The sequence below is a fragment of the Tenacibaculum sp. TB-53 genome (genome assembly GCF_059716285.2).
In genome coordinates this window covers 106456-128030 of sequence record NZ_CM202790.1, presented here as the reverse complement: position 1 = coordinate 128030, position 21575 = coordinate 106456, and the positions used below count along the sequence as shown (strand labels likewise).

At 32.9% G+C, this 21575-nt stretch carries 20 protein-coding genes and 1 tRNA gene; 20 read left to right on the top strand and 1 reads right to left on the bottom strand.

Features of this window, described 5'->3' with window-relative positions; genetic code table 11:
• Window positions 1-4 precede the first annotated feature (4 nt).
• From AC3VJB_RS00620 to AC3VJB_RS00555, 14 genes are all read left to right on the top strand, one after another.
• A complete protein-coding gene (locus tag AC3VJB_RS00620; RefSeq protein WP_125066917.1) occupies window positions 5-2410 on the top strand; it encodes a 3-hydroxyacyl-CoA dehydrogenase/enoyl-CoA hydratase family protein in 2406 nt (801 codons plus the stop codon).
• Between the two features lie 85 nt (window positions 2411-2495).
• Complete coding sequence (locus tag AC3VJB_RS00615; protein WP_125344664.1) at window positions 2496-3686, top strand: acetyl-CoA C-acyltransferase; 1191 nt, start codon at window positions 2496-2498, stop codon at window positions 3684-3686.
• Between the two features lie 33 nt (window positions 3687-3719).
• Entirely contained in the window at window positions 3720-3947 is a 228-nt protein-coding gene (locus AC3VJB_RS00610; protein ID WP_439655281.1) for a four helix bundle protein, read from the top strand.
• Between the two features lie 163 nt (window positions 3948-4110).
• Window positions 4111-5919, top strand: a complete 1809-nt coding sequence (locus AC3VJB_RS00605; RefSeq protein WP_464848699.1) for an acyl-CoA dehydrogenase FadE — start codon at window positions 4111-4113, stop codon at window positions 5917-5919.
• Between the two features lie 274 nt (window positions 5920-6193).
• On the top strand, window positions 6194-7195 hold the full coding sequence (locus AC3VJB_RS00600; protein ID WP_253057080.1) for a PliI family lysozyme inhibitor of I-type lysozyme: 1002 nt from the start codon (window positions 6194-6196) through the stop codon (window positions 7193-7195).
• Between the two features lie 11 nt (window positions 7196-7206).
• Window positions 7207-7635 carry an META domain-containing protein gene (locus tag AC3VJB_RS00595; RefSeq protein ID WP_253057081.1) on the top strand — a complete coding sequence of 143 codons (429 nt, stop codon included), beginning with the start codon at window positions 7207-7209 and terminating at the stop codon, window positions 7633-7635.
• Window positions 7636-7813: 178 nt separating this feature from the next.
• Window positions 7814-8212, top strand: coding sequence for a hypothetical protein (locus AC3VJB_RS00590; RefSeq protein ID WP_462098486.1), 399 nt, complete (start codon window positions 7814-7816; stop codon window positions 8210-8212).
• A gap of 381 nt (window positions 8213-8593) precedes the next feature.
• Window positions 8594-9004: a Fur family transcriptional regulator gene (locus AC3VJB_RS00585; RefSeq protein WP_073184592.1), complete on the top strand. Its 411-nt coding sequence runs from the start codon at window positions 8594-8596 to the stop codon at window positions 9002-9004.
• A 67-nt stretch (window positions 9005-9071) separates the two neighbouring features.
• On the top strand, window positions 9072-11255 hold the full coding sequence (locus AC3VJB_RS00580; RefSeq protein WP_173359715.1) for a TonB-dependent receptor: 2184 nt from the start codon (window positions 9072-9074) through the stop codon (window positions 11253-11255).
• 1 nt (window position 11256) lies between these two features.
• Complete coding sequence (locus AC3VJB_RS00575) at window positions 11257-12051, top strand: cation efflux transmembrane domain-containing protein (protein WP_253057082.1); 795 nt, start codon at window positions 11257-11259, stop codon at window positions 12049-12051.
• A 316-nt stretch (window positions 12052-12367) separates the two neighbouring features.
• On the top strand, window positions 12368-12892 hold the full coding sequence (locus tag AC3VJB_RS00570; RefSeq protein ID WP_497666623.1) for a TetR/AcrR family transcriptional regulator: 525 nt from the start codon (window positions 12368-12370) through the stop codon (window positions 12890-12892).
• Between the two features lie 5 nt (window positions 12893-12897).
• On the top strand, window positions 12898-13308 hold the full coding sequence (locus AC3VJB_RS00565; RefSeq protein WP_047790170.1) for a nuclear transport factor 2 family protein: 411 nt from the start codon (window positions 12898-12900) through the stop codon (window positions 13306-13308).
• 209 nt (window positions 13309-13517) lie between these two features.
• Window positions 13518-14438: a leucine-rich repeat domain-containing protein gene (locus tag AC3VJB_RS00560; RefSeq protein WP_497666622.1), complete on the top strand. Its 921-nt coding sequence runs from the start codon at window positions 13518-13520 to the stop codon at window positions 14436-14438.
• A 117-nt stretch (window positions 14439-14555) separates the two neighbouring features.
• Window positions 14556-15167, top strand: coding sequence for an aspartyl/asparaginyl beta-hydroxylase domain-containing protein (locus AC3VJB_RS00555; protein ID WP_349265098.1), 612 nt, complete (start codon window positions 14556-14558; stop codon window positions 15165-15167).
• Window positions 15168-15221: 54 nt separating this feature from the next.
• Here AC3VJB_RS00555 and trxB read toward each other — a convergent pair whose 3' ends face one another.
• Entirely contained in the window at window positions 15222-16160 is a 939-nt protein-coding gene (gene trxB / locus AC3VJB_RS00550) for a thioredoxin-disulfide reductase (RefSeq protein ID WP_047790172.1), read from the bottom strand.
• 225 nt (window positions 16161-16385) lie between these two features.
• On the opposite strand from trxB, the gene AC3VJB_RS00545 reads away from it, so the two are divergent.
• From AC3VJB_RS00545 to AC3VJB_RS00520, 6 genes are all read left to right on the top strand, one after another.
• Window positions 16386-16460, top strand: a tRNA-Pro gene (locus AC3VJB_RS00545).
• 116 nt (window positions 16461-16576) lie between these two features.
• The gene (locus AC3VJB_RS00540; RefSeq protein WP_047790173.1) at window positions 16577-17440 is read left to right on the top strand and encodes an AraC family transcriptional regulator; all 864 of its coding nucleotides are present in this window, start codon (window positions 16577-16579) and stop codon (window positions 17438-17440) included.
• An 80-nt stretch (window positions 17441-17520) separates the two neighbouring features.
• The gene (locus AC3VJB_RS00535) at window positions 17521-18156 is read left to right on the top strand and encodes a class I SAM-dependent methyltransferase (protein WP_437823952.1); all 636 of its coding nucleotides are present in this window, start codon (window positions 17521-17523) and stop codon (window positions 18154-18156) included.
• Between the two features lie 3 nt (window positions 18157-18159).
• On the top strand, window positions 18160-18861 hold the full coding sequence (locus AC3VJB_RS00530) for a DUF2490 domain-containing protein (RefSeq protein ID WP_047790175.1): 702 nt from the start codon (window positions 18160-18162) through the stop codon (window positions 18859-18861).
• Between the two features lie 591 nt (window positions 18862-19452).
• Window positions 19453-20169 (top strand): ABC transporter ATP-binding protein, encoded by a 717-nt coding sequence (locus AC3VJB_RS00525; protein WP_073184623.1) that lies wholly within the window; start codon window positions 19453-19455, stop codon window positions 20167-20169.
• 2 nt (window positions 20170-20171) lie between these two features.
• Entirely contained in the window at window positions 20172-21575 is a 1404-nt protein-coding gene (locus tag AC3VJB_RS00520; protein ID WP_253057086.1) for a DUF3526 domain-containing protein, read from the top strand.

The following is a 21575-nucleotide window of genomic DNA, read 5'->3' as shown; positions in this document are numbered from 1 at the left end:
ACAAATGGCAAGAAGAATTAAAAAAGTAGCAATTATCGGTTCTGGTATCATGGGATCAGGTATTGCATGTCATTTTGCTAACATTGGCGTTGAAGTATTGCTTTTGGACATCGTTCCAAGAGAGCTTAACGACAAAGAAAAAGCAAAAGGATTAACCTTAGAAGACAAAGTAGTTCGTAACCGTTTGGTAAATGATGCTTTGACTGCTTCATTAAAGTCGAAACCATCACCTATCTACAATAAAAAATTTGCAGATAGAATTACTACTGGGAACCTTGAGGACGATTTACACAAAGTAAAAGATGTAGATTGGATTATGGAAGTAGTTGTTGAACGCTTAGACATTAAACAAAGTGTTTTTGAGCAAGTTGAGAAATACCGTACACCTGGTACTATTATTTCTACCAACACTTCAGGTATTCCTATTAAGTTTATGAACGAAGGACGTAGTGAAGATTTCCGTAAACACTTTGCGGTTACACACTTTTTTAACCCTCCTCGTTATTTAAAATTATTTGAAGTTGTTCCAGGACCTGACTGTAAACAAGAAGTAACTGACTTCTTAATGGATTATGGTTCTAAATTCTTAGGAAAAACTTCAGTATTAGCTAAAGATACACCAGCATTTATTGGAAACCGTATCGGTATTTTCGGAATCCAATCGTTATTCCACCAAGTAAAAGAATTAGGACTAACTATTGAAGAGGTTGATAAATTAACAGGACCAGTTATTGGACGCCCTAAATCAGCTACTTTCCGTACTGTTGATGTTGTTGGATTAGATACTTTAGTACACGTTGCTAACGGAATCTACGAAAACTGTCCTAACGACGAAGCTCACGACTTATTTAAGTTGCCAGATTTCATCAACACGATGATGGAAAATAAGTGGTTAGGAAACAAAACCAAACAAGGTTTTTACAAAAAAACAACCAATGCTGAAGGAAAGCGTGAAATTTTAGCCTTAGATTTAGATACGATGGAATACCGTCCGTCTAAAAAAGCAAAATTTGCTACCTTAGAATTAACAAAAACAATTGATAAGCCAATTGACCGATTTAAAGTATTAGTTGGCGGAAAAGATAAAGCAGGAGAATTCTACCGTAAGAACTTCGCAGCAATGTTTGCGTATGTTCAAAATAGAATTCCAGAAATTTCTGATGAATTATACAGAATTGACGATGCCATGAAAGCTGGTTTCGGATGGGAAAATGGTCCTTTCGAAATTTGGGATGCTGTAGGAGTTGAAAAAGGTATCGAATTAATGAAAGCTGAAGGAAAAGAGCCTGCTGCTTGGGTTACTGAAATGGTAGCTAAAGGAGAAAAATCTTTCTATACAGTTAAAGACGGTGCAACATATTACTACGATGTACCTGCAAAAGCACAAGTTAAAAAGCCAGGACAAGATTCATTTATCATCTTAGACAACATTCGTAAAACTACTGAGGTATTCAAAAACTCTGGAGTTGTTATTGAAGATTTAGGAGACGGAATCTTAAACTGTGAATTCCAATCTAAAATGAACACTATTGGTGGTGATGTTTTAGCTGGATTAAACAAAGCAGTTGATTTAGCTGAAAAAGACTTCCAAGGGTTAGTAATTGGTAACCAAGCTGCAAACTTCTCAGTAGGTGCCAACATCGGAATGATTTTTATGATGGCTGTTGAGCAAGAGTACGATGAGTTAAACATGGCTATCAAATATTTCCAAGATACCATGATGCGTATGCGTTACTCTGCAATTCCTACGATTGCTGCTCCTCACGGAATGGCGTTAGGTGGTGGATGTGAATTATCATTACACGCTGATAAAGTAGTTGCTGCTGCTGAAACCTACATCGGATTAGTAGAGTTTGGAGTTGGAGTAATTCCTGGTGGTGGTGGATCTAAAGAAATGGCGTTAAGAGCTCAGGACTTATTCCACACTGGTGATGTTCAATTAAACGTATTACAAGAGCACTTCTTAACTATTGGTATGGCTAAAGTGGCAACTTCAGCTTATGAAGCATACGACTTAAACCTACTACAAAAAGGAAAAGATGTCGTCGTTGTAAACAAAGACCGTCAAATAGCAGAAGCTAAAAAGCACGCTGTGTTATTAGCTGAAGCAGGTTATACACAACCAGTAAAACGTAAAGATGTTTTAGTATTAGGTAAGCAAGCCTTAGGAATGTTCTTAGTAGGAACCGACTCTATGGAAGCTTCTAAATATATTTCTGAACACGATCAGAAAATTGCAAACAAACTAGCCTATGTAATGGCTGGAGGAGATTTATCAGAACCAACAAAAGTTACTGAGCAGTATTTATTAGACCTTGAGCGTGAAGCTTTCTTAAGTTTAACTACTGAAAGAAAAACGTTAGAGCGTATTCAGCATATGTTAAAAACTGGTAAACCTTTACGCAACTAAAAGTTGCGAGTTATTAGTTTTCAGTTATAAGTGATCAATTAATAATCACTAAAAACTTAAAACTAAACACTAAAAACTTAAAAGTATGAAAACAGCATATATAGTAAAAGGATATAGAACCGCCGTAGGGAAATCTAAAAAGGGTGTGTTCAGATTTAAAAGAGCTGACGAATTAGCTGCTGAAACCATCAAGTATATGATGACAAAGTTGCCAGAATTCGACGTAAAGCGTATCGACGATGTTATTGTTGGTAACGCGATGCCTGAAGGGTCTCAAGGATTAAACATGGCAAGAATTATTTCGTTAATCGGATTAGATTCTGTAGATGTTCCTGGAGTTACCGTAAACCGTTTCTGTTCATCAGGATTAGAAACTATTGGTATGGCAGTAGCAAAAATTCAATCTGGAATGGCAGAATGTATTATTGCTGGTGGAGCAGAAAGCATGAGTTCTGTACCAATGACAGGTTTTAAACCAGAATTAAACTACGATATCGTAAATGCAGGTCACGAAGATTACTATTGGGGAATGGGTAATACTGCAGAAGCAGTAGCGCAACAATACAATGTATCTCGTGCAGATCAAGATCAATTTGCATACGAATCGCACATGAAAGCTTTAAAAGCATTAGATAGTGATCGTTTCCAAGATCAAATAGCTCCAATTGATGTAGAAGAAACTTACATTGATGGAAACGGAAAACGTGCTACAAGAAATTACACAGTTACTAAAGACGAAGGTCCACGTCGTGGAACCAGCGTAGAAGCCTTAGCAAAATTACGTCCAGTATTTGCTGCTAACGGTTCTGTTACCGCTGGTAACTCATCACAAACAAGTGATGGAGCTGCCTTTGTAATGGTAATGAGTGAAGATATGGTAAAAGAGTTAGGTATTCAACCAGAAGCTCGTTTAGTAAGTTATGCAGCAGCAGGAGTACCACCTCGTATTATGGGAATTGGTCCTGTAGCAGCTATTCCAAAAGCATTAAAACAAGCAGGTTTACAACAAAGTGATATTGAATTAATTGAGCTAAACGAAGCGTTTGCTTCACAATCGTTAGCAGTTATTCGCGAATTAGGATTAAATCCGGATATCGTTAACGTAAATGGTGGAGCAATTGCTTTAGGTCACCCATTAGGATGTACTGGTGGTAAACTATCTGTTCAGTTATTTGATGAAATGCGTAAGCGTAACATGAATAACAAATACGGAATGGTAACCATGTGTGTAGGTACTGGTCAAGGTGCTGCTGGTATTTTTGAATTCCTAAATTAAGAAACAAGACTATTAGAATCAAGAAACAAGACGATGCACAATTTCAAAAAATTAAAAATTTGGACTGAAAGCATGAATTTAGTTTCTGATTCTTATAAATTAACTAGAACCTTTCCAGACTTTGAAAAGTTTGGCTTGGTTTCTCAGATGAATAGATGTGCTGTTTCTATTCCTTCTAACATAGCTGAGGGTTCAAGTAAAAGCACTAACAAACATTTTAATAAATATTTAGAAGATAGCTTAGGTTCTTCATTTGAATAGGAAACACAATTAATTATTGCTTTTAATGAAAGCTATCTATCTGAAGAAAAGTTTAAAGAATTAGAACAAAAAATTAAGTCAATACAAAAAATGATTTCAAGTTTCCAATCTGGTCTGAATAAGTCTTGACTCTTGGCTCTTGAATCTTAAAATCTAATATACTATGTCAGAATTAACAAAAGATCTTTTACGCGGAGGGCAGTTCCTAGTAAAAGAAACAAAATGTGAAGATATATTTACTCCTGAAGATTTTTCAGAAGAGCAAACAATGATGCGTGATGCGGTTAAAGAATTTAACGACCGTGAAATCATTCCTCATAAAGAACGTTTCGAAAAGAAAGATTATGCACTTACCGAAGAAACTATGCGTAAAGCTGGTGAATTAGGATTTTTAGGTGTGGCTGTTCCTGAAGCTTATGGCGGATTAGGAATGGGATTCGTTTCTACCATGTTAACATGTGATTACATTTCAAGTGGAACAGGATCTTTTAGTACAGCTTTTGGTGCGCACACAGGTATTGGTACCATGCCAATTACTTTATACGGTACTGAAGAGCAAAAGCAAAAATATGTTCCTGCTTTAGCAATGGGAGAGCGTTTTGGAGCTTACTGTTTAACAGAACCAGGAGCAGGATCGGATGCTAACTCAGGAAAAACTACTGCTGAGTTAACCGAAGACGGAAAACACTACAAAATTAACGGACAAAAAATGTGGATTTCGAATGCAGGTTTTGCTGAAATCTTCATCGTTTTTGCTCGTATCGAAGACGATAAAAACATTACTGGTTTTATCTTAGAATATGATAAAAACAATCCTAACGGAGTAACTTTAGGAGAAGAAGAACACAAATTAGGTATTCGTGCATCATCTACTCGTCAGGTATTTTTCAACGATACCTTAGTTCCTGTTGAAAACATGTTATCTGTTCGTGGTGGTGGATTCAAAATTGCCATGAATGCTTTAAACGTTGGTCGTATTAAGTTAGCTGCTGCTTGTTTAGATTCTCAAAGAAGAATTGTAACTCATGCTGTAAACTATGCAAACGAGCGTAAGCAATTTAAAACTCCTATTGCTGAGTTTGGAGCTATTAAAATGAAATTAGCTGAAATGGCTACTAACGCTTATGTTGGTGAGTCTGCATCATATAGAGCAGCTAAAAATATTGAAGACAGAATCGCTATTCGTGAATCTGAAGGAAACACGCATCAAGAAGCAGAATTAAAAGGTGTTGAAGAATACGCTATTGAATGTTCTATCTTAAAAGTAGCAGTTTCAGAAGACGTACAAAATTGTGCTGATGAAGGAATCCAAATTTTTGGAGGTATGGGATTCTCTGAAGAAACTCCAATGGAGTCTGCTTGGAGAGATGCTCGTATTGCACGTATCTACGAAGGAACTAACGAAATTAACCGTTTATTATCGGTAGGAATGTTAGTTAAAAAAGCAATGAAAGGTCATGTAGATTTATTAAATCCTGCAATGGCAGTTCAAAACGAATTAATGGGAATTCCTTCTTTCGATACTCCAGATTATTCTGAATTATTCTCAGAAGAAAAAGAAATTCTTGCTAAACTTAAGAAAGTATTCTTAATGGTTGCAGGAGCTGCGTTACAAAAATTTGGACCAGAGTTAGAGCAACACCAACAGTTATTAACTGCTGCTTCAAATATTTTAATTGAAATATATATGGCAGAATCTGGAATTTTAAGAACAGAAAAGAACGCGAAGCGTTTTGGTGAAGAGGCTCAAAAAGAACAGATTGCAATGGCTAAGTTATACTTACACAATGCTGTTGAAATTATTACCAAAAGTGCAAGAGAAGGAATTATTTCTTTCGCTGAAGGTGATGAGCAACGTATGATGTTAATGGGACTTAAGCGTTTTACAAAGTATGCAAACTACCCTAACGTAGTTGAATTACGTAATACAATCGCAGAAAAATTAAAAGCAGAAAATAAATACTGCTTCTAAACATATTAAAACTACCTAATGTTGCTAACAAGCATAGGTAGTTTTTTAAAACTTTCTTCAACTTTTATAGGTTTTAGAATTTAGTTGTTTGTTTAAAAGATCGTCAAATTAGGTTTTGGCGGTCTTTTTTTATGCCCTCAAAAAACGTTATTAAACCTATACGCTACAATATCAACCTACTAAAAAACAAGAATCTTAAGGTTTTCTTAAAACGTTTTTTCATATCTTTAATGGTATATTTATTGTTATTTAGAAGCAAAAAACATAAAATAGCATGATAAAACTTACCAATTCAGCACTACTAGTAATAGCATTTTTAGCCATCGTTAGCTGTAAAAACGAAGCAAAAAAAACAGATACACAAGAAACCACAAAACAAGAAACTGTAGCTACAATTACTGATGTTACAGGAAACTACGTTTCTTCAGAATATGAAAAAAGAAACGAAGGGTACGATTGGGTTTCAGTTGCTGTAAAACCTGCCGCAAATGACAATATAAAAATTGCTGTTCGCTCACGTGCTGACAAGAAAAAACCTACTTGTACTTTTGACGCTCTTGCTAAAAAAGCAAATGACAGCACGTATACAACTGACATAAATGGTAAGACTGTAGTATTTTCTTTTAAAAACAAACAAATTTCTATTGCAACGGCAAACAAAGAAGATAACGGTTTATTAAACTTTTACTGTTCAGGTGGAGGAAGTCTTGCAGGTTCTTATCATAAAATTGAAGGAAACCTTGACCAAACACAGATAGACAAAACCATTTTTAGAAAAAATGTAACCTTACAAGGAATTAGTTTTAGCATTGCTACTCAAAAAAATGGAATGGAAACTGAATTAACAGTTACTCCTTACGGATTAGAAATTGACAATTCTGCCGTTACTCAAACAATTGATGGTAGTGTTGTTGATGCTGAAATTGAAGATTTAAACTCTGATGGTTCTCCAGAAATATTAATCTATACAAAATCTGACGGAAGTGGAAGCTACGGAAATGTAATAGGATTTTCAGTAAACAATAAAAAATCGATGAGTCAAATATACTTCCCTCCTATTACCGATAATAAAGAATTAAGTAAGGGATATATGGGGCACGATGAATTTACCATTATTGAAACAACCTTAGCGCAACGTTTTCCTATTTATAAAGAAGAAGATTCTAATGCTAACCCAACAGGAGGTACCAGACAAATTACATACAAATTGGTAGATGGTGAAGCATCAAGAAAATTTGTAGTAAAAAACTCAACTGAATTTAATACTAATAACTAAACTTACATATTATGAAAAAACTATCATTTGTATTCGCAGTAATTCTATTAATTACAGTGTCTTGTGCTAAAAAAGATACTGCTGAACAATTATACGGAACCGCTTGGGAACTAGAATACATCTCTGGACCTAGAATTGCTTTTGAAGGATTGTTTCCTGATAAAAAGCCACAACTTACGTTTGATAAAGAAACAAAGAAAGCTACAGGAAATAATGGTTGTAACGGTTATGCTGCTGAATTTACGTTAGGAGAAGAAAATGCGATTTCTTTTGGAGAACCAGGACCAACAACTATGATGTACTGCGGACAAGGAGAACAAGAGTTTTTAAAAACCATTAAAAAAGTAAACAAGTATAGTTTTGACTTAGAAGGAAAACTAAACTTATTAATGGACGATGTAACCATGATGCGCTTTAAAAAAGTAACTACTGAAAAATAATTCACGATAGTTGTTACTTTAAACGAATTAATAACTTAGGGGAAACCTCATACTATACAGCCTTTTTTTGGTTTGTTGGTATGAGGTTTATTTTTTACTGCCAAAGGCAACGTCCGCTAATAAGTATACAGTGAATGTTGGGTTGAATCTGTACTGATGTAAAAGCAGAGAGCATGCCGTGATATTAGCGACCCATGCCGCGGTGTCTGCGGAGCACGCCGTAATATCAGCGACCCGTGCCGCGGTGTCTGCGGAGCATGCCGTGATATTAGCGACCCGTGCCGTGGTGTCAACGGAGTACGCCGTGATATTAGCGACCCATGCCGTAGTGTCTTCGGAGCATGCCGTGATATCAGCGACCCGTGCCGTGGTGTCTGCGGAGCACGCCGTGATATCAGCGACCCATGCCGCGGTGTCAACGGAGCACGCCGTGATATCAGCGACCCGTGCCGTGGTATCTTCGGAGCATGCCGTGATATTAGCGACCCATGCCGCGGTGTCTGCGGAGCACGCCGTGATATCAGCGACCCATGCCGTGGTGTCTTCGGAGCATGCCGTGATATTAGCGCCCGATTAACGGGGAGTATTCAATAAAGTGTGTCAACTTGTTTAAAGTTGCTCCTATTACTGAAGAAGGAAGACAACCGATTAGGCTTCGTTTGTAGTCCCGATAAAAAAGTTGCACTTTTTTATCTTATTTCTTTATATTTGAAAGTGTTAATAAAATTGCTAAAAGTTCCGCATATCTTACCGTAAAAGGAATATATAAGTAATTTTATTACGTATATAAACTAGTTGTGCATAATGCAAAAAACCGTGCTAAAATTGAACATTTGAACTAAAAAAGCCAACCGCACAAACAGCACATTTATTTTTTTCCAACCGCAAAAAGCCACCGCTGAAAAAAATAAAAGAGCTGTTTTTCGCCAACGCTCGAAAAAAATGATACATTAGGAAAATGCAAACCGAAGAAGAAATCCTAAAAATAAAAAAAGTGAAAAACACCGCAGTCAGAACTGTGGTTTTACGTCATCTTTTGAGCCAAGAAAAAGCCCAATCTTTAAAAGATATTGAAAACGCATTGGCATACATGGACAGAAGTTCGATTTTCAGAACACTCAAAACATTTGAGGAAAACAAAGTCATCCACAGCATTGAAGATGGTTCTGGAATGACCAAATATGCGGTTTGTGCCAAAGGCTGTAACTGCGACCCAAAGGATTTGCACTATCATTTTTATTGCACAAACTGCGATAAAACATTCTGCCTTTTTGATGTTCCTATTCCAAAAATTCAACTTCCCGAAAACTTTAAGTTACAACAAGCAAATATGGTCGTAAAAGGCTTGTGCGACAACTGCAACAAGTAATCTTTGCAATCGAGTTGCAGTAAATCCTAAATACATTTGCATTATTCTTTTAAACCAGAATAAGCAGATGAAAAACATATTTTTAAACACATTATTTCTATTCGTATCAATTATATCTTTCGCACAGACGAGCGATATTTCCATTTCTGTTAGCGATGCAGAAACCAACGAACCATTATTGGGTGCTACGGTCTATTTTGAAGAATTAGAAAAAGGAGCAGTAACAGATTTTGACGGAATTGCCACATTTACAGAAATCCCAAATGGAAACCATATTATAAAAATTTCATACATAGGCTTCAAAACCATAGAAACTACTATTGATGTTGGAACAAAAAAGGAGTTCGCTTTCAAGCTCGAATCTGGAGGTAATGAACTTGACGAAGTTGTCATACAATCTTCAAGAAGTACACGAACTGTTAGAAAAATTCCAACTCGAATTGAATTTATTGGAGCGGAAGAATTAGGCGAAAAAGCGGTAATGAACCCAACCAATATTTCAATGGTACTTCGGGAAAGTACAGGAATACAGATGCAACAAACTTCTTTAAGTAGTGCGAATACCAACATTAGAATTCAAGGTCTTGATGGACGTTACACACAACTTTTACGAGATGGATTTCCACTTTATGGCGGATTTTCAAGCGGTTTGAGTATTCTGCAAATTCCGCCATTGGACTTAAAACAATTTGAAATCATTAAAGGAAGTTCATCAACACTTTATGGTGGTGGAGCAATTGGAGGTTTGATAAATATGGTATCAAAAACACCTGACGAAGAGCCAACTTTGGATATTATGTTGACACAAACACAAGCATTAGGAAGTACAGCTAATGTATTTTATAGCAAACGAAATGAAAAATTTGGAGTTTCATTATACGGTTCAGGTCATTATCAAAAGGCTTACGACCCAGAAGATGATGGCTTTAGTAATTTACCACAAACAACATCTATTTCTTTCAACCCAAAATTCTTTTATTATCCATCAGAAAAAACAACATTTTGGTTTAGCTTAAACGGAACGTATGACGACAGAATTGGTGGCGACATCACAAAAATTGAAAGTGGCGCAAATGGCATCCATCAATATACCGAAGAAAATCTATCAAAAAGGTTGAGCAGTCAAGCGGTTTACGAAACTCAATTAGATTCGGTTAGTTCATTAAATATTAAAAACAGCATCTCATTCTTTGATAGAAAACTAACCATTCCCGATTTTGTTTTTGATGGTAAACAAACCAATACATTCACGGAAATAAACTATCAAAAGTCCGCCAATAAAACAGATTGGATTTTTGGTGCAAATCTCTATACTTCTGCTTTTGATGAAAATAATAATGTGACTTTGCAACGTGACCAAACAGACATAACATTCGGAGCATTTGTAAATAATATTTATGACATTTCGGATAATTGGATTTTGGAAACAGGATTACGAGCAGATTACAATACTGATTTTGGATTCTTTCCGCTTCCAAGAGTTTCATTGCTATACAAAAACGATAGTGGATTTTCGAGCAGAATTGGTGGTGGATTAGGTTACAAAATTCCAGATATTTTTACAGAAGAGGCGGAATTTATCAATTTTAGAAATGTACTTGGTATTGATAAATCTTCACTAAATGCGGAACGTTCTTATGGTGTAAATCTTGATTTCAACTATCAAACACGTTTATTTGAAACTGTTGGTTTTTCTATTAATCAACTGTTTTATGTAACTGCGATTAATGATGCATTACTGTTAAATTCAACTGATAATGGATTTTTCCAATTTGAGAATGCAACAGATGAAATTTTGAGCAAAGGTGCTGAAACAAACATCAAGTTTACCTATAAAGATTTTAGGTGGTTCCTAAATTATGCACTCATTGACACAAGGTTGAACTATTTAGCTGGCAATCCTCAAAAACCTTTGACAGCAAAACATAACGCAGGAAGTGTTTTGATGTACGAATCTGAAAAATGGCGAATCGGTTATGAAACGTTTTACACAGGAAAGCAATTTTTGTCTAATGGAACAGAAACAACCGACTTCATAACAATGGGTTTTGTGGCAATGCGAAATTTTAAATGGGGAACAACTTTTGTGAATTTTGAAAACTTTACCGATAGAAGACAAAGCAGGTTCTCGCCTTTGGTTTTGCCACCACACGACAATCCAGAATTTCCCGAAATATATGCACCAACAGACGGTTTTATATTTAGCGTTGGAGTAATTATCAAACCTTTTGGAAACGAAGATGACGACTAAAATGAACAAAACGATATTTGAAATCAGTAAGATGGATTGTCCTTCAGAGGAAAATCTAATCCGAATGAAACTGGACGGAATTCAAGAAATCAAAAATCTTGATTTTGACATTCCAAACCGAAAATTGACCGTTTTTCACGATGGTCATAACGACCAAATTGAAAAGTCAATTATCGAATTAAAATTAGGCGGAAAGAAAATCTCGACCGAAGAAACCAACGAAAAAGATTTTGTAGAAAACACCAACCAAAAAAAGCTACTTTGGATTGTACTGGCGATAAATTTTGTCTTTTTTATTATCGAAATGACAACAGGAATAATCTCAAAATCAATGGGACTTGTTGCCGACAGCCTGGATATGCTTGCCGACAGTTTCGTTTACGGAATTAGCTTGTTTGCAGTTGGCGGAACGTTGATTAAGAAAAAGCGGATTGCAAAACTTGCTGGATATTTTCAAATCACACTTGCGATTATTGGATTTGTGGAAGTTTTAAGAAGATTTTTCGGAGACGAGAAACTTCCCGATTTTTCGACAATGATTATCGTTTCGATTTTTGCACTTATCGCAAACGGAATTTGTCTTTACATTTTGCAAAAGTCAAAAAGCAAAGAAGAGGCACATATGAAAGCGAGTATGATTTTTACCTCGAATGACGTGATTATCAATTTAGGAGTTATAATCGCTGGACTTTTGGTAAATTGGTTAAGTTCGAGCAAACCTGATTTGATTATTGGAACCATTGTTTTTGTTTTAGTAATTCAAGGAGCTTTTCGAATTTTAAAACTAAGTAAGTAAAGACAAGGCTACATTGATAGAGTTTGATAGCTCTTTTTTATCTCCAAAAGTATCATATAAACTAGCCCTATTAATTCCTAAATGGTAAACCAAATCTTAAACAAAAGTTGCTGAATAGCCTTCGTTTCCAAAACAAACACATTGCTTTGGTTAATGCTTCTTCTTCATTAAATGATTTAACTCTTGGCATATAAAAAATGTGGAAGTATAAATAACTTCCACAGAATTAGTTTATTTATTAAACTAAAAATGTTAAAACTACGAACAGACTTGTCTGTTCTTAAAAATTCATATAACTTTGACAAAAATTAAGAATATGAGTAGCCCTAGAGAACGTATATTAGAAACTGTAGCGCATTTATTTCATCAACAAGGTTATAACAGCACGGGTATTAACCAAGTTATTAAAGAAGCTAAAGTAGCCAAAGCAAGTTTTTATCAGCACTTTAAATCAAAAGATGCTTTGTGTGTCGAATTCTTAAACAATAGACACGAATTTTGGTTTAAAGAACTATTTAAGTTTACTTCAAAAAGTAAAAATTCAAAAGACACAATACTCCTTTCTTTTGATTTTGTAGCTCATATGAATACAAAAGAGGATTTCAGGGGGTGTAGTTTTTTGAATATTCTATCAGAAATATCAAAAGAGCAAGAAACTATACTCATAGTGATTCAATCTCATAAAAAAGAATTGAATAATTTTTTTCAGGAGTTAACAGATAACGAATTACTAGCTACCCATATTTACCTACTTTTTGAAAGTGCTATCATAGAAAGTCAACTCTTCAAATCAAATGAAATAGTATATAAATCAAAAAAAATAATACAAAACTTACTATAATTATTATGGAACAGAAACATCCACTCCCTCCTTTTACTCTTGAAACAGCTAAACAAAAAATTCAACTAGCAGAAGATGCTTGGAACTCTCAAAATCCTGAAAAAATTGCATTAGCTTACACTATAGATAGTGAATGGAGAAATAGAGACACTTTTGTAAATGGTAGAGAAGAAATTATTAACTTCCTGAGTAAAAAGTGGCAAAATGAGCTTAATTATAAACTAAAAAAAGAATATTGGGCTCACAGTGAAAATAGAATTGCTGTACGCTTTGAATATGAATATCAGAACAAAGAAGGCAAATGGTATAGAGCTTATGGTAATGAAAACTGGGAGTTTGACAATAACGGACAAATGAAAAAAAGATATGCCAGTATTAATGATCTTGAAATAGAGGAAACTGATAGGTATCTTTAATATCCTTAATTTTTTTAGCATAAAAATAACAGTGGCTCTGATAAATCATCAGAGTCACTTTTTGTATTTTTATAACTTGAATAAAAATTGGAAAAGTTAATTTAAAAAACTCCTATTCCTAAATCTTACTCGCTGTATTTTGCTCCTAAAAATTAAAATAATAACAATATCTCATAAATTAAAACTACGCTTAAAAAATTAAACAGCTTATGAAATCTTTATTTTTAAAATATAAAATTGCTTACACTACACTTGTCTTAGCTCTATTCCTTTTTTCCTCTTGTTCTAGTGACGATGAGACTCCTGATACTGGAAATGATGTTTATATTAGCATACCTGATAAACATTTTGAGGCAATATTAGTAGAACAAAAGTTAGATAGTGACGGTAGTATTAATCAAAAAATATCAATAGAAGATGCAAAAAAAATTACTCGTTTAAACTTAAACTTAGATCGTAGTTTTGGTGAAACGAGTGACTTAACTGGTATTGAAGCTTTTTCAAACTTAACGTATTTATCTGCTGCTGGACAAAAGATTAAAGCTATTAACCTAAGCTCTAACACAAAGTTAGATACCTTATATTTAAACGCAAACTACTTAACTACTATTGATCTTAGTAATAATCCTAATCTTCTTTTAGCAGATATTCATTCTAACGACCTTACGACTATTACAGGCTTGGAAAAAGCTGGTAAGCTTAAAATATTAAATTTATCTTTTAATAAATTAACTCATTTAAATATATCTAATAATTCTTTAGAAGAATTAACGGTAACTAACAATTTACTAACTTCATTTAAAACAGAAGACACCTCAAAATTAAAAAGTGTTGTATTAACAAGTAATAAAATTACTTCTATTAGTATTGATGACATTAGCCCTTTAGAAACATTTTTAGCTTCAGATAATCAAATAAATACTATTAATATCCATTCATTTATCAATTTAAAACATCTGTACATCACTAGTAATTTACTTACTAATTTAGATGTTAGTTCTAATTTGAAACTTGAAGATTTAAGAGTAGACAGAAATCCTGATTTAACTTGTATTGAAATTAATGCAGACCAAGCAATACCAACTGTTTATAAATCTGATAGTCAAAAATTAAGTGACACTTGCTTATAAATTACAAATGGTTAGAATAAAAGAGGTAACTTTATAAAAATGTAACACTTAGGAAAAAAATTCTACTTTTTTGTAGTTTTACAATATACTAACTCAAACTTTTATAAACATAGGTCTATGGAAACAGTTACTACTAGGACAAGTAATGCTTTTAGTGATCGTATTAAGCTACCTCTTAACTTTAATACCGCTAAAATGCTTGAAGAGGCTAAAGCTTTACAGCTAGATAATTTTGAATATTATGATGTAATTCCTTTACGGTCACCTGCACATTTAGTGGATACCTCATTACCTTTTCCGCCTCCTGCTGAAGATTATGCTGATGGTTCTTGGACAGATTGGCTAGATACTAATGCCTTAAAAAAGTCTCCGTATTTAACTAGTGTTATCGATTTTTTTAAAGAGAATACTACTGTTAATTTAGTTAGGTTACTTCGACTAGCACCACACTCAACAGTTAAAGAACACACAGATCCTACCTTAGGTTTGGAGGTTGAAAAATCTGTAATTAGACTTACTATTCCTATCTTAAATAATGAAAATGTAACTTTTTATTTGAATAACACTCCGGTACTCATGAAACCTGGGGAATGCTGGTATATGCGACTTACCGATCCTCATAAAGTTATTAATAATGGTGATGAGGAACGCATAAACCTTACTATTGATATGATTCCTAATGATTGGATTCGACAGCTTATTCGTGAAAGCGAACAAAATTCTAAATAAAATAAAAAGGGTACGCTAATACGTACCCTTTTTTAATTTTATATACTTTATGTTTTATTCTAATGCTCCTAAGTAACGTTCAGCATCTAAAGCCGCCATACATCCTGTACCTGCGGCTGTTACAGCTTGACGATATTCTTTGTCTTGCACATCACCTGCAGCAAAAACTCCTGGTAAATTAGTTTTAGTAGATTTTCCTTTAGTAATTAAATAACCTGTTTCATCCATGTCTAAAACATCTTTAAACAATTCAGTATTTGGTTTGTGCCCTATTGCAATAAATACACCTGTTACTGGAATCTCCGTTTTTTCACCTGTTTCATTATTCACAGCACGAACTCCTTCAACAACATTCTCACCTAATACCTCATCAATTTCAGTGTTATACATAACAGTAATATTTTCTGTTTTGTTTACGCGGTGTTGCATTGCCTTTGAAGCACGCATATAATCTTTACGAACTAACATGGTAACTTTACTACAAATGTTAGCTAAATAGGTTGCTTCTTCTGCTGCGGTATCACCTGCTCCAACAACAACAACATCTTGTCCTTTATAAAAGAACCCATCACAAGTAGCACAAGCAGAAACTCCACCACCAATTAAACGTTGCTCACTTTCTAAACCTAAATATTTAGCAGTAGCTCCTGTAGAAATAATAACAGTTTGAGCTTCTATTTCTGTTGATTCATCCACAATTACTTTATGAATTCCTCCTTCTTCGTTAGAAAACTCTACTTTAGTTACCATTCCAAAACGTACATCTGTTCCAAAACGCTCTGCTTGACTTTTTAAATCTTCCATCATTGCTGTACCATCAGTACCTTTTGGATAACCTGGAAAATTATCAACTTCTGTAGTGGTTGTTAACTGTCCTCCCATTTGCATTCCTGTGTACATAACTGGTTTCATGTCTGCCCTTGCTGCATATATTGCTGCTGTGTAACCTGCTGGACCAGACCCAATAATCAAACATTTAATTTTTTCTGCCATTATCTTGAATTTTTTGAAGTTACAAATGTAATTTTTTTTTATTTCTAGTTATATCCTTTTAAATATATTTTAACTATTACCTTATAAGGTCAAATTATTTAATAATTGTTTCTTTTTTTTATTTGTAGTTCACTTTTTTTTTCTACATTTGCAGTCCCAATTAAAAACAGAGGTGTAGCCTCTCGTTTTAATCGAGATAAACTACATTATGATTTTTACACTTTTCGGGGTGTAGCGTAGCCCGGTCATCGCGCCTGCTTTGGGAGCAGGAGGTCGCAGGTTCGAATCCTGCCACCCCGACTTAAAAGTCCTATGAATTATATAATTTATAGGACTTTTTTATTTTTTAGAATTACTTATTATTCCTTGCTCTTTTTCTACTTAAATTTGTATTACATTAGTTAGATTCTAACCTCATGAAAACCATCCCTGTAAGACATTTAAAAACTTCTCAAAAAGAACCTAACCTATCTGGTGATTTTATGATTAAAAATCTTCAGGAACTTCTTAATGGAAAAGATATGGTTCACGAGCTTCATAGACATGATTTTTTCTTCTTTTTAGTATTGAAAAAAGGCACTGGAAATCACGAAATAGATTTTGTTAATTATGATGTTACAGATCATACTATTTTTATAATCCGACCTGGTCAAGTGCACGAATTAGAACTAAGAAGTAATAGTGAGGGTTTTATGATTCAGTTTAATACTGATTTTTACTATCCTTTTAATAAAAGAATGAATTCTCTATTACAAAAAGTAAGCGCTTCAAATTATTATCAATTAGAGGAAGACCTTTTTTCAAAAATTAATTTTTTATTGACATCTATTTTTTCAGAATACAAGGATAAAACTGAAGCATATAAAGAAGTTATAAAATCTAATCTTCATATTTTTTTTATAGAATTACTGAGGCTAAGAAATACCAACAATAAAACTCCTAACACTAAAGATCTGTATATTCAAGAATCTCTTGATAAATTTTTACATTTATTAGAAACAAACATTACTAGTATAAAACAAGTTTCAAAATATGCTAGCATGTTAAATCTATCTAACTATCAATTAAACACTATAACAAAACAGACTTTAGGTAAAACAGCTTCAGAACTTATAAACGAGCAAATTATATTAGAATCCAAAAGATATCTTTTAGCATCTTCCAATCAAATAAACCAAATAGCATATCACTTAGGTTATGATGATGTTTCTTATTTTATTAGATTTTTTAAAAAACATACAGGTTATTCTCCTGATGCATATAGAAAAAAACTAAAATAAGTACAATACTACTTTACATTTATCCTATCATAAAATTTTAAACTCACTATACTTTTACATCATATAATTTAAATCAAAATATGATGAAAAAAAGCGATATAAAATATACAGCATTTTGGGATGAAAGATATCAAAACTTAGATTTTGCTTATGGTAAAGAGCCTAACTTATTTTTTAAAGAAGAACTTCAAAAATTAAAAACAGGAACTATTTTACTGCCTGCTGATGGGGAAGGTAGAAATGGTGTATATGCTTCCAAATTAGGATGGAATGTTACTGCTACCGATTTAAGTATTGAAGGAAAGAATAAGGCTCAAAAATTAGCCAACGAATCAGGTGTGCCTCTAAAATATATAGTAGGCGATATACAAGATCTTGAATTTCCAAGAGAGTCTTTTGATGTTATTGGTTTAATTTACGCACATTTTTCTGCTTGGAAAATTTCTAGTATTCATCAAAAATTGACTACACTTCTTAAACCTAATGGGCATATAATTTTTGAAGCTTTTAGTAAAAATCATCTAAATTATCAGAAAAACAATCCTAAAATAGGTGGTCCAAAAGATGTAGACATGCTTTTTTCTTTAGAACAAATACAACAAGATTTTACTGGTTTTGAAATTCAATTTTTAGAAGAAAAAGAAGTCTTTTTGAATGAAGGAAATTCTCACAACGGTAAAGGAAGTGTGATTCGTTTTATAGGTAAAAAACTCTAGACAATGATGAAAAAATTACTAGCTACAGTATTTTTATTTGTAATTTTTAAGAGTTATGCCCAAAAAGTCGACCAGTTTAATTCATGGTGGTATTATTCTGGTAAGTACCAATTAACTAAAAAGTTCAATATTGAAACGTTATACTCTTGGAGTAGACATAATTTTGTTAAGGATTGGCAGCAATCAAAGTTAAGGATTGGCACAAGTTATGACTACTTAAAAAATCTAAGTTTTGGTGCTGGATATGAATGGGTAGTGCTCTTTCCTTATGGAGCACATCCCGTTCCTACAAAAAGAACTGAACATCGTATTTATGAGTACTTCACCATAAAAAATAAAATTAAAAAAGTTTCCGTCAATTATGGAATGCTACTAGAACAGCGTATTATGGAAGACAAAACAAGACATAGATTACGATTAATATTTGGTGCAAAAACACCAATCATACGATCTAAAGAGGGTAAAACAATAATAGGCTTGTCATTCTCTAATCAAGTATTTCTAGATGTTGATAGATACGCAAATAATAAAAATTTTAGTCAAAATAGAATTTATGGAGCTTTCGATATTCCCCTAGATGCTTCTTTTACATTAAGTTTAGGATACATGAATCAATACATAATCATAAAAGAAAACCGTATTGAAAACGACCATACTTTAATGATTAAACTTTCTCACAAAATTGATTTTAGAAAAAAACTTTAACATATTCTCTTATAATATAAATTATTACCTCTTAAATATCTCTTTTTAATGTTTTTTGAGATTGTTTTTTTTAACTAAGCAATACATACTTATATATAAAGATTTTATTATTTTAGTCATTAAAATAACACATAGCTTGAAACGCTTTAAAGCACATATTGCCCTTATTTTCTTAACAGTCTTTATTAGTGTTAAGCTGGTTGGATTACATGCTCTTACTCATGAAGATAGTACAGTGGAGGATTGTAGCAGTTGTGAATACGTTATAGTAGGTAATAAAACTCCTATTATTTGCCTTCAAACAATCACTATAAATTTCACTGCTGTAAATAAACCTATTTTTAATAGTGTTTTTTTCAAAATTACTATATACTTCAAAGACTTTATAAACTATTCTCTTTTTTCCAGGCCCCCTCCTATTTATTAGTTCTTTATTAAAATACAGAATTAAACACTGGTAGTTTATCTTAAAATAAGATACTAAAAAACAAAACATTACTACATAATTAATATTTCTATTTTTTAGAGTTTATTAATTACTGTAGTAGTACTAGATATTAATAGAATTAGTTACTTAAAACTTACATATACATGATACAAACAAACAAGCTGACAAAAAAATATGGTGATTTTATTGCTGTAAATAATTTAGACTTACAGGTTAATGAAGGTGAAATCTTATGTTTACTTGGTGCCAACGGTGCTGGTAAATCTACAACAATTAACATGTTATTAAACTTTATTAATCCTACATCTGGAATTGCAAAAATTAATGGTTTGGAGGTTACTAAACATCCAATCAAAACTAAAAATTTCATTACTTATATTCCAGAAAATCTAATGCTATATGCTTCATTATCTGCTATAGAAAATTTAGATTATTTTTTAAAACTCTCTGGAAAAAAAATTGACAAGCCTGAACTTAGTTTATTTTTAGAAGAAGCAGGTTTACAAAAAGAAGCTCATAATAAATATGTCAATACATTTTCTAAAGGAATGCGACAAAAAGTTGGAATTGCTTTAGCAATTGCTAAAGAATCTAAAGTTCTACTTTTAGATGAACCTACATCGGGTTTAGATCCTAAATCTAGTAATGAATTCTCTGATCTTTTATTAAAAATGAAATCTGAAGGAGTTGCTATTTTAATGGCTACTCATGATTTGTTTCGTGCAAAAGATATTGCTACTCACATAGGCATTATGCGTAATGGCACACTACAAAGTACTAAAGCTTCTGATGAAATAACATTATCAGAATTAGAGAAATTGTACTTAGATATTATGAATTTTAAAAATGTAATAGCTTAATTATGAAAACTATTATTTGTAAAGAACTTACTGAACTACGGAGAGATGGACGCTTTGGGTTTTCAATAATCATAATACTTATACTCCTTTTAATTGCTGGTATTACTAGTTATAATCAATTTAAAACTATAAATAAACAATATAGTATTTCTAAAGAAAAGGAAAGGAGTATGTGGGATACACAAGGAGATAAAAATCCTCACTCTGCTGCTCATTACGGCACATATGCTTTTAAACCTAAGTTTGCTTTATCATTATTTGATAATGGTGTGAATAAATATACAGGAAACTCTATTTTCTTAGAAGCTCATAAAAGAAATGAAGCTGCTTATAGTGAAGCTTCGGATCAAACAGAACTAGCAAGGTTTGGTACATTATCTCTCAACTTTGTACTGTTATATTTGATTCCTCTGCTTATATTATTAATGGGCTACAATACTTTTACTAAAGAAAAAGAATTAGATACACTACGTTTGTTAAAAAGTCAAGGTGTTTCACCTGTAAAACTAGCTTTAGGTAAATGGTTTTCTATCTTTATTCCAGTTTTCATATTAAATACAATAGTTTTTCTTGTTGTTGGCATATTCCTTTCTTCCAACAGTTTTACAGGTCTTTTTAGTTGGAACAATTTAAGTCTACTTTATACCTCTTACTTAGTTTATTATATGATTATTGTTACCATAACTATACTTATATCATCAATTAGTAAATCTTCAGGAATTTCTTTAGTTGTAAATATGTCTTTATGGATTCTGTTTTGCTTCATTACACCGAAAATAGCTACCAACTTAGCAAACGACTTTCATCCTTACCCAACGAAACAACAATTTCAAGCTAGCATTAAACAAGATAAAGAAAAAGGACTAGATGGTCATAATCCATGGAGTAAAGAGGCTCAAATTTTAAAAGAAAAAACATTAAAAGAGTACGGTGTAGATAATATTCAGCAACTGCCTTTTAATTACGATGCTTACAGAATGCAAAAAGGAGAAGAACATGAAGCTAGAGTTTACAAAAAACATTATGGTTTTTTAAAAGAGGTTTTTGAAAATCAAAACACTACTTATCAAAAACTAGCCGTAATTTCTCCTTTTATACCTATTAGGATTCTTTCTATGGATATTGCCAATACTGGTTATATAGCGCATTGGAACTTTACCGATGCAGCCGAAAGTTATAGGGTTAGTACTCAGAAGTTTTTAAATGATGATTTCAAAAACAATTCAAAAACAGGAGACTGGAGCTACAAAACCGAAGCTGATAAGTTTTCAAAACTACCCGAATTTAAATATCATCCTCCAAATTTATCTACTATCATTACCTGGAACTTTAAGAACTTTTTTATTCTTTTTATTTGGTTGCTTGTACCTTTTTATTTACTAATTACTTTCTCTAAAAAATTATAA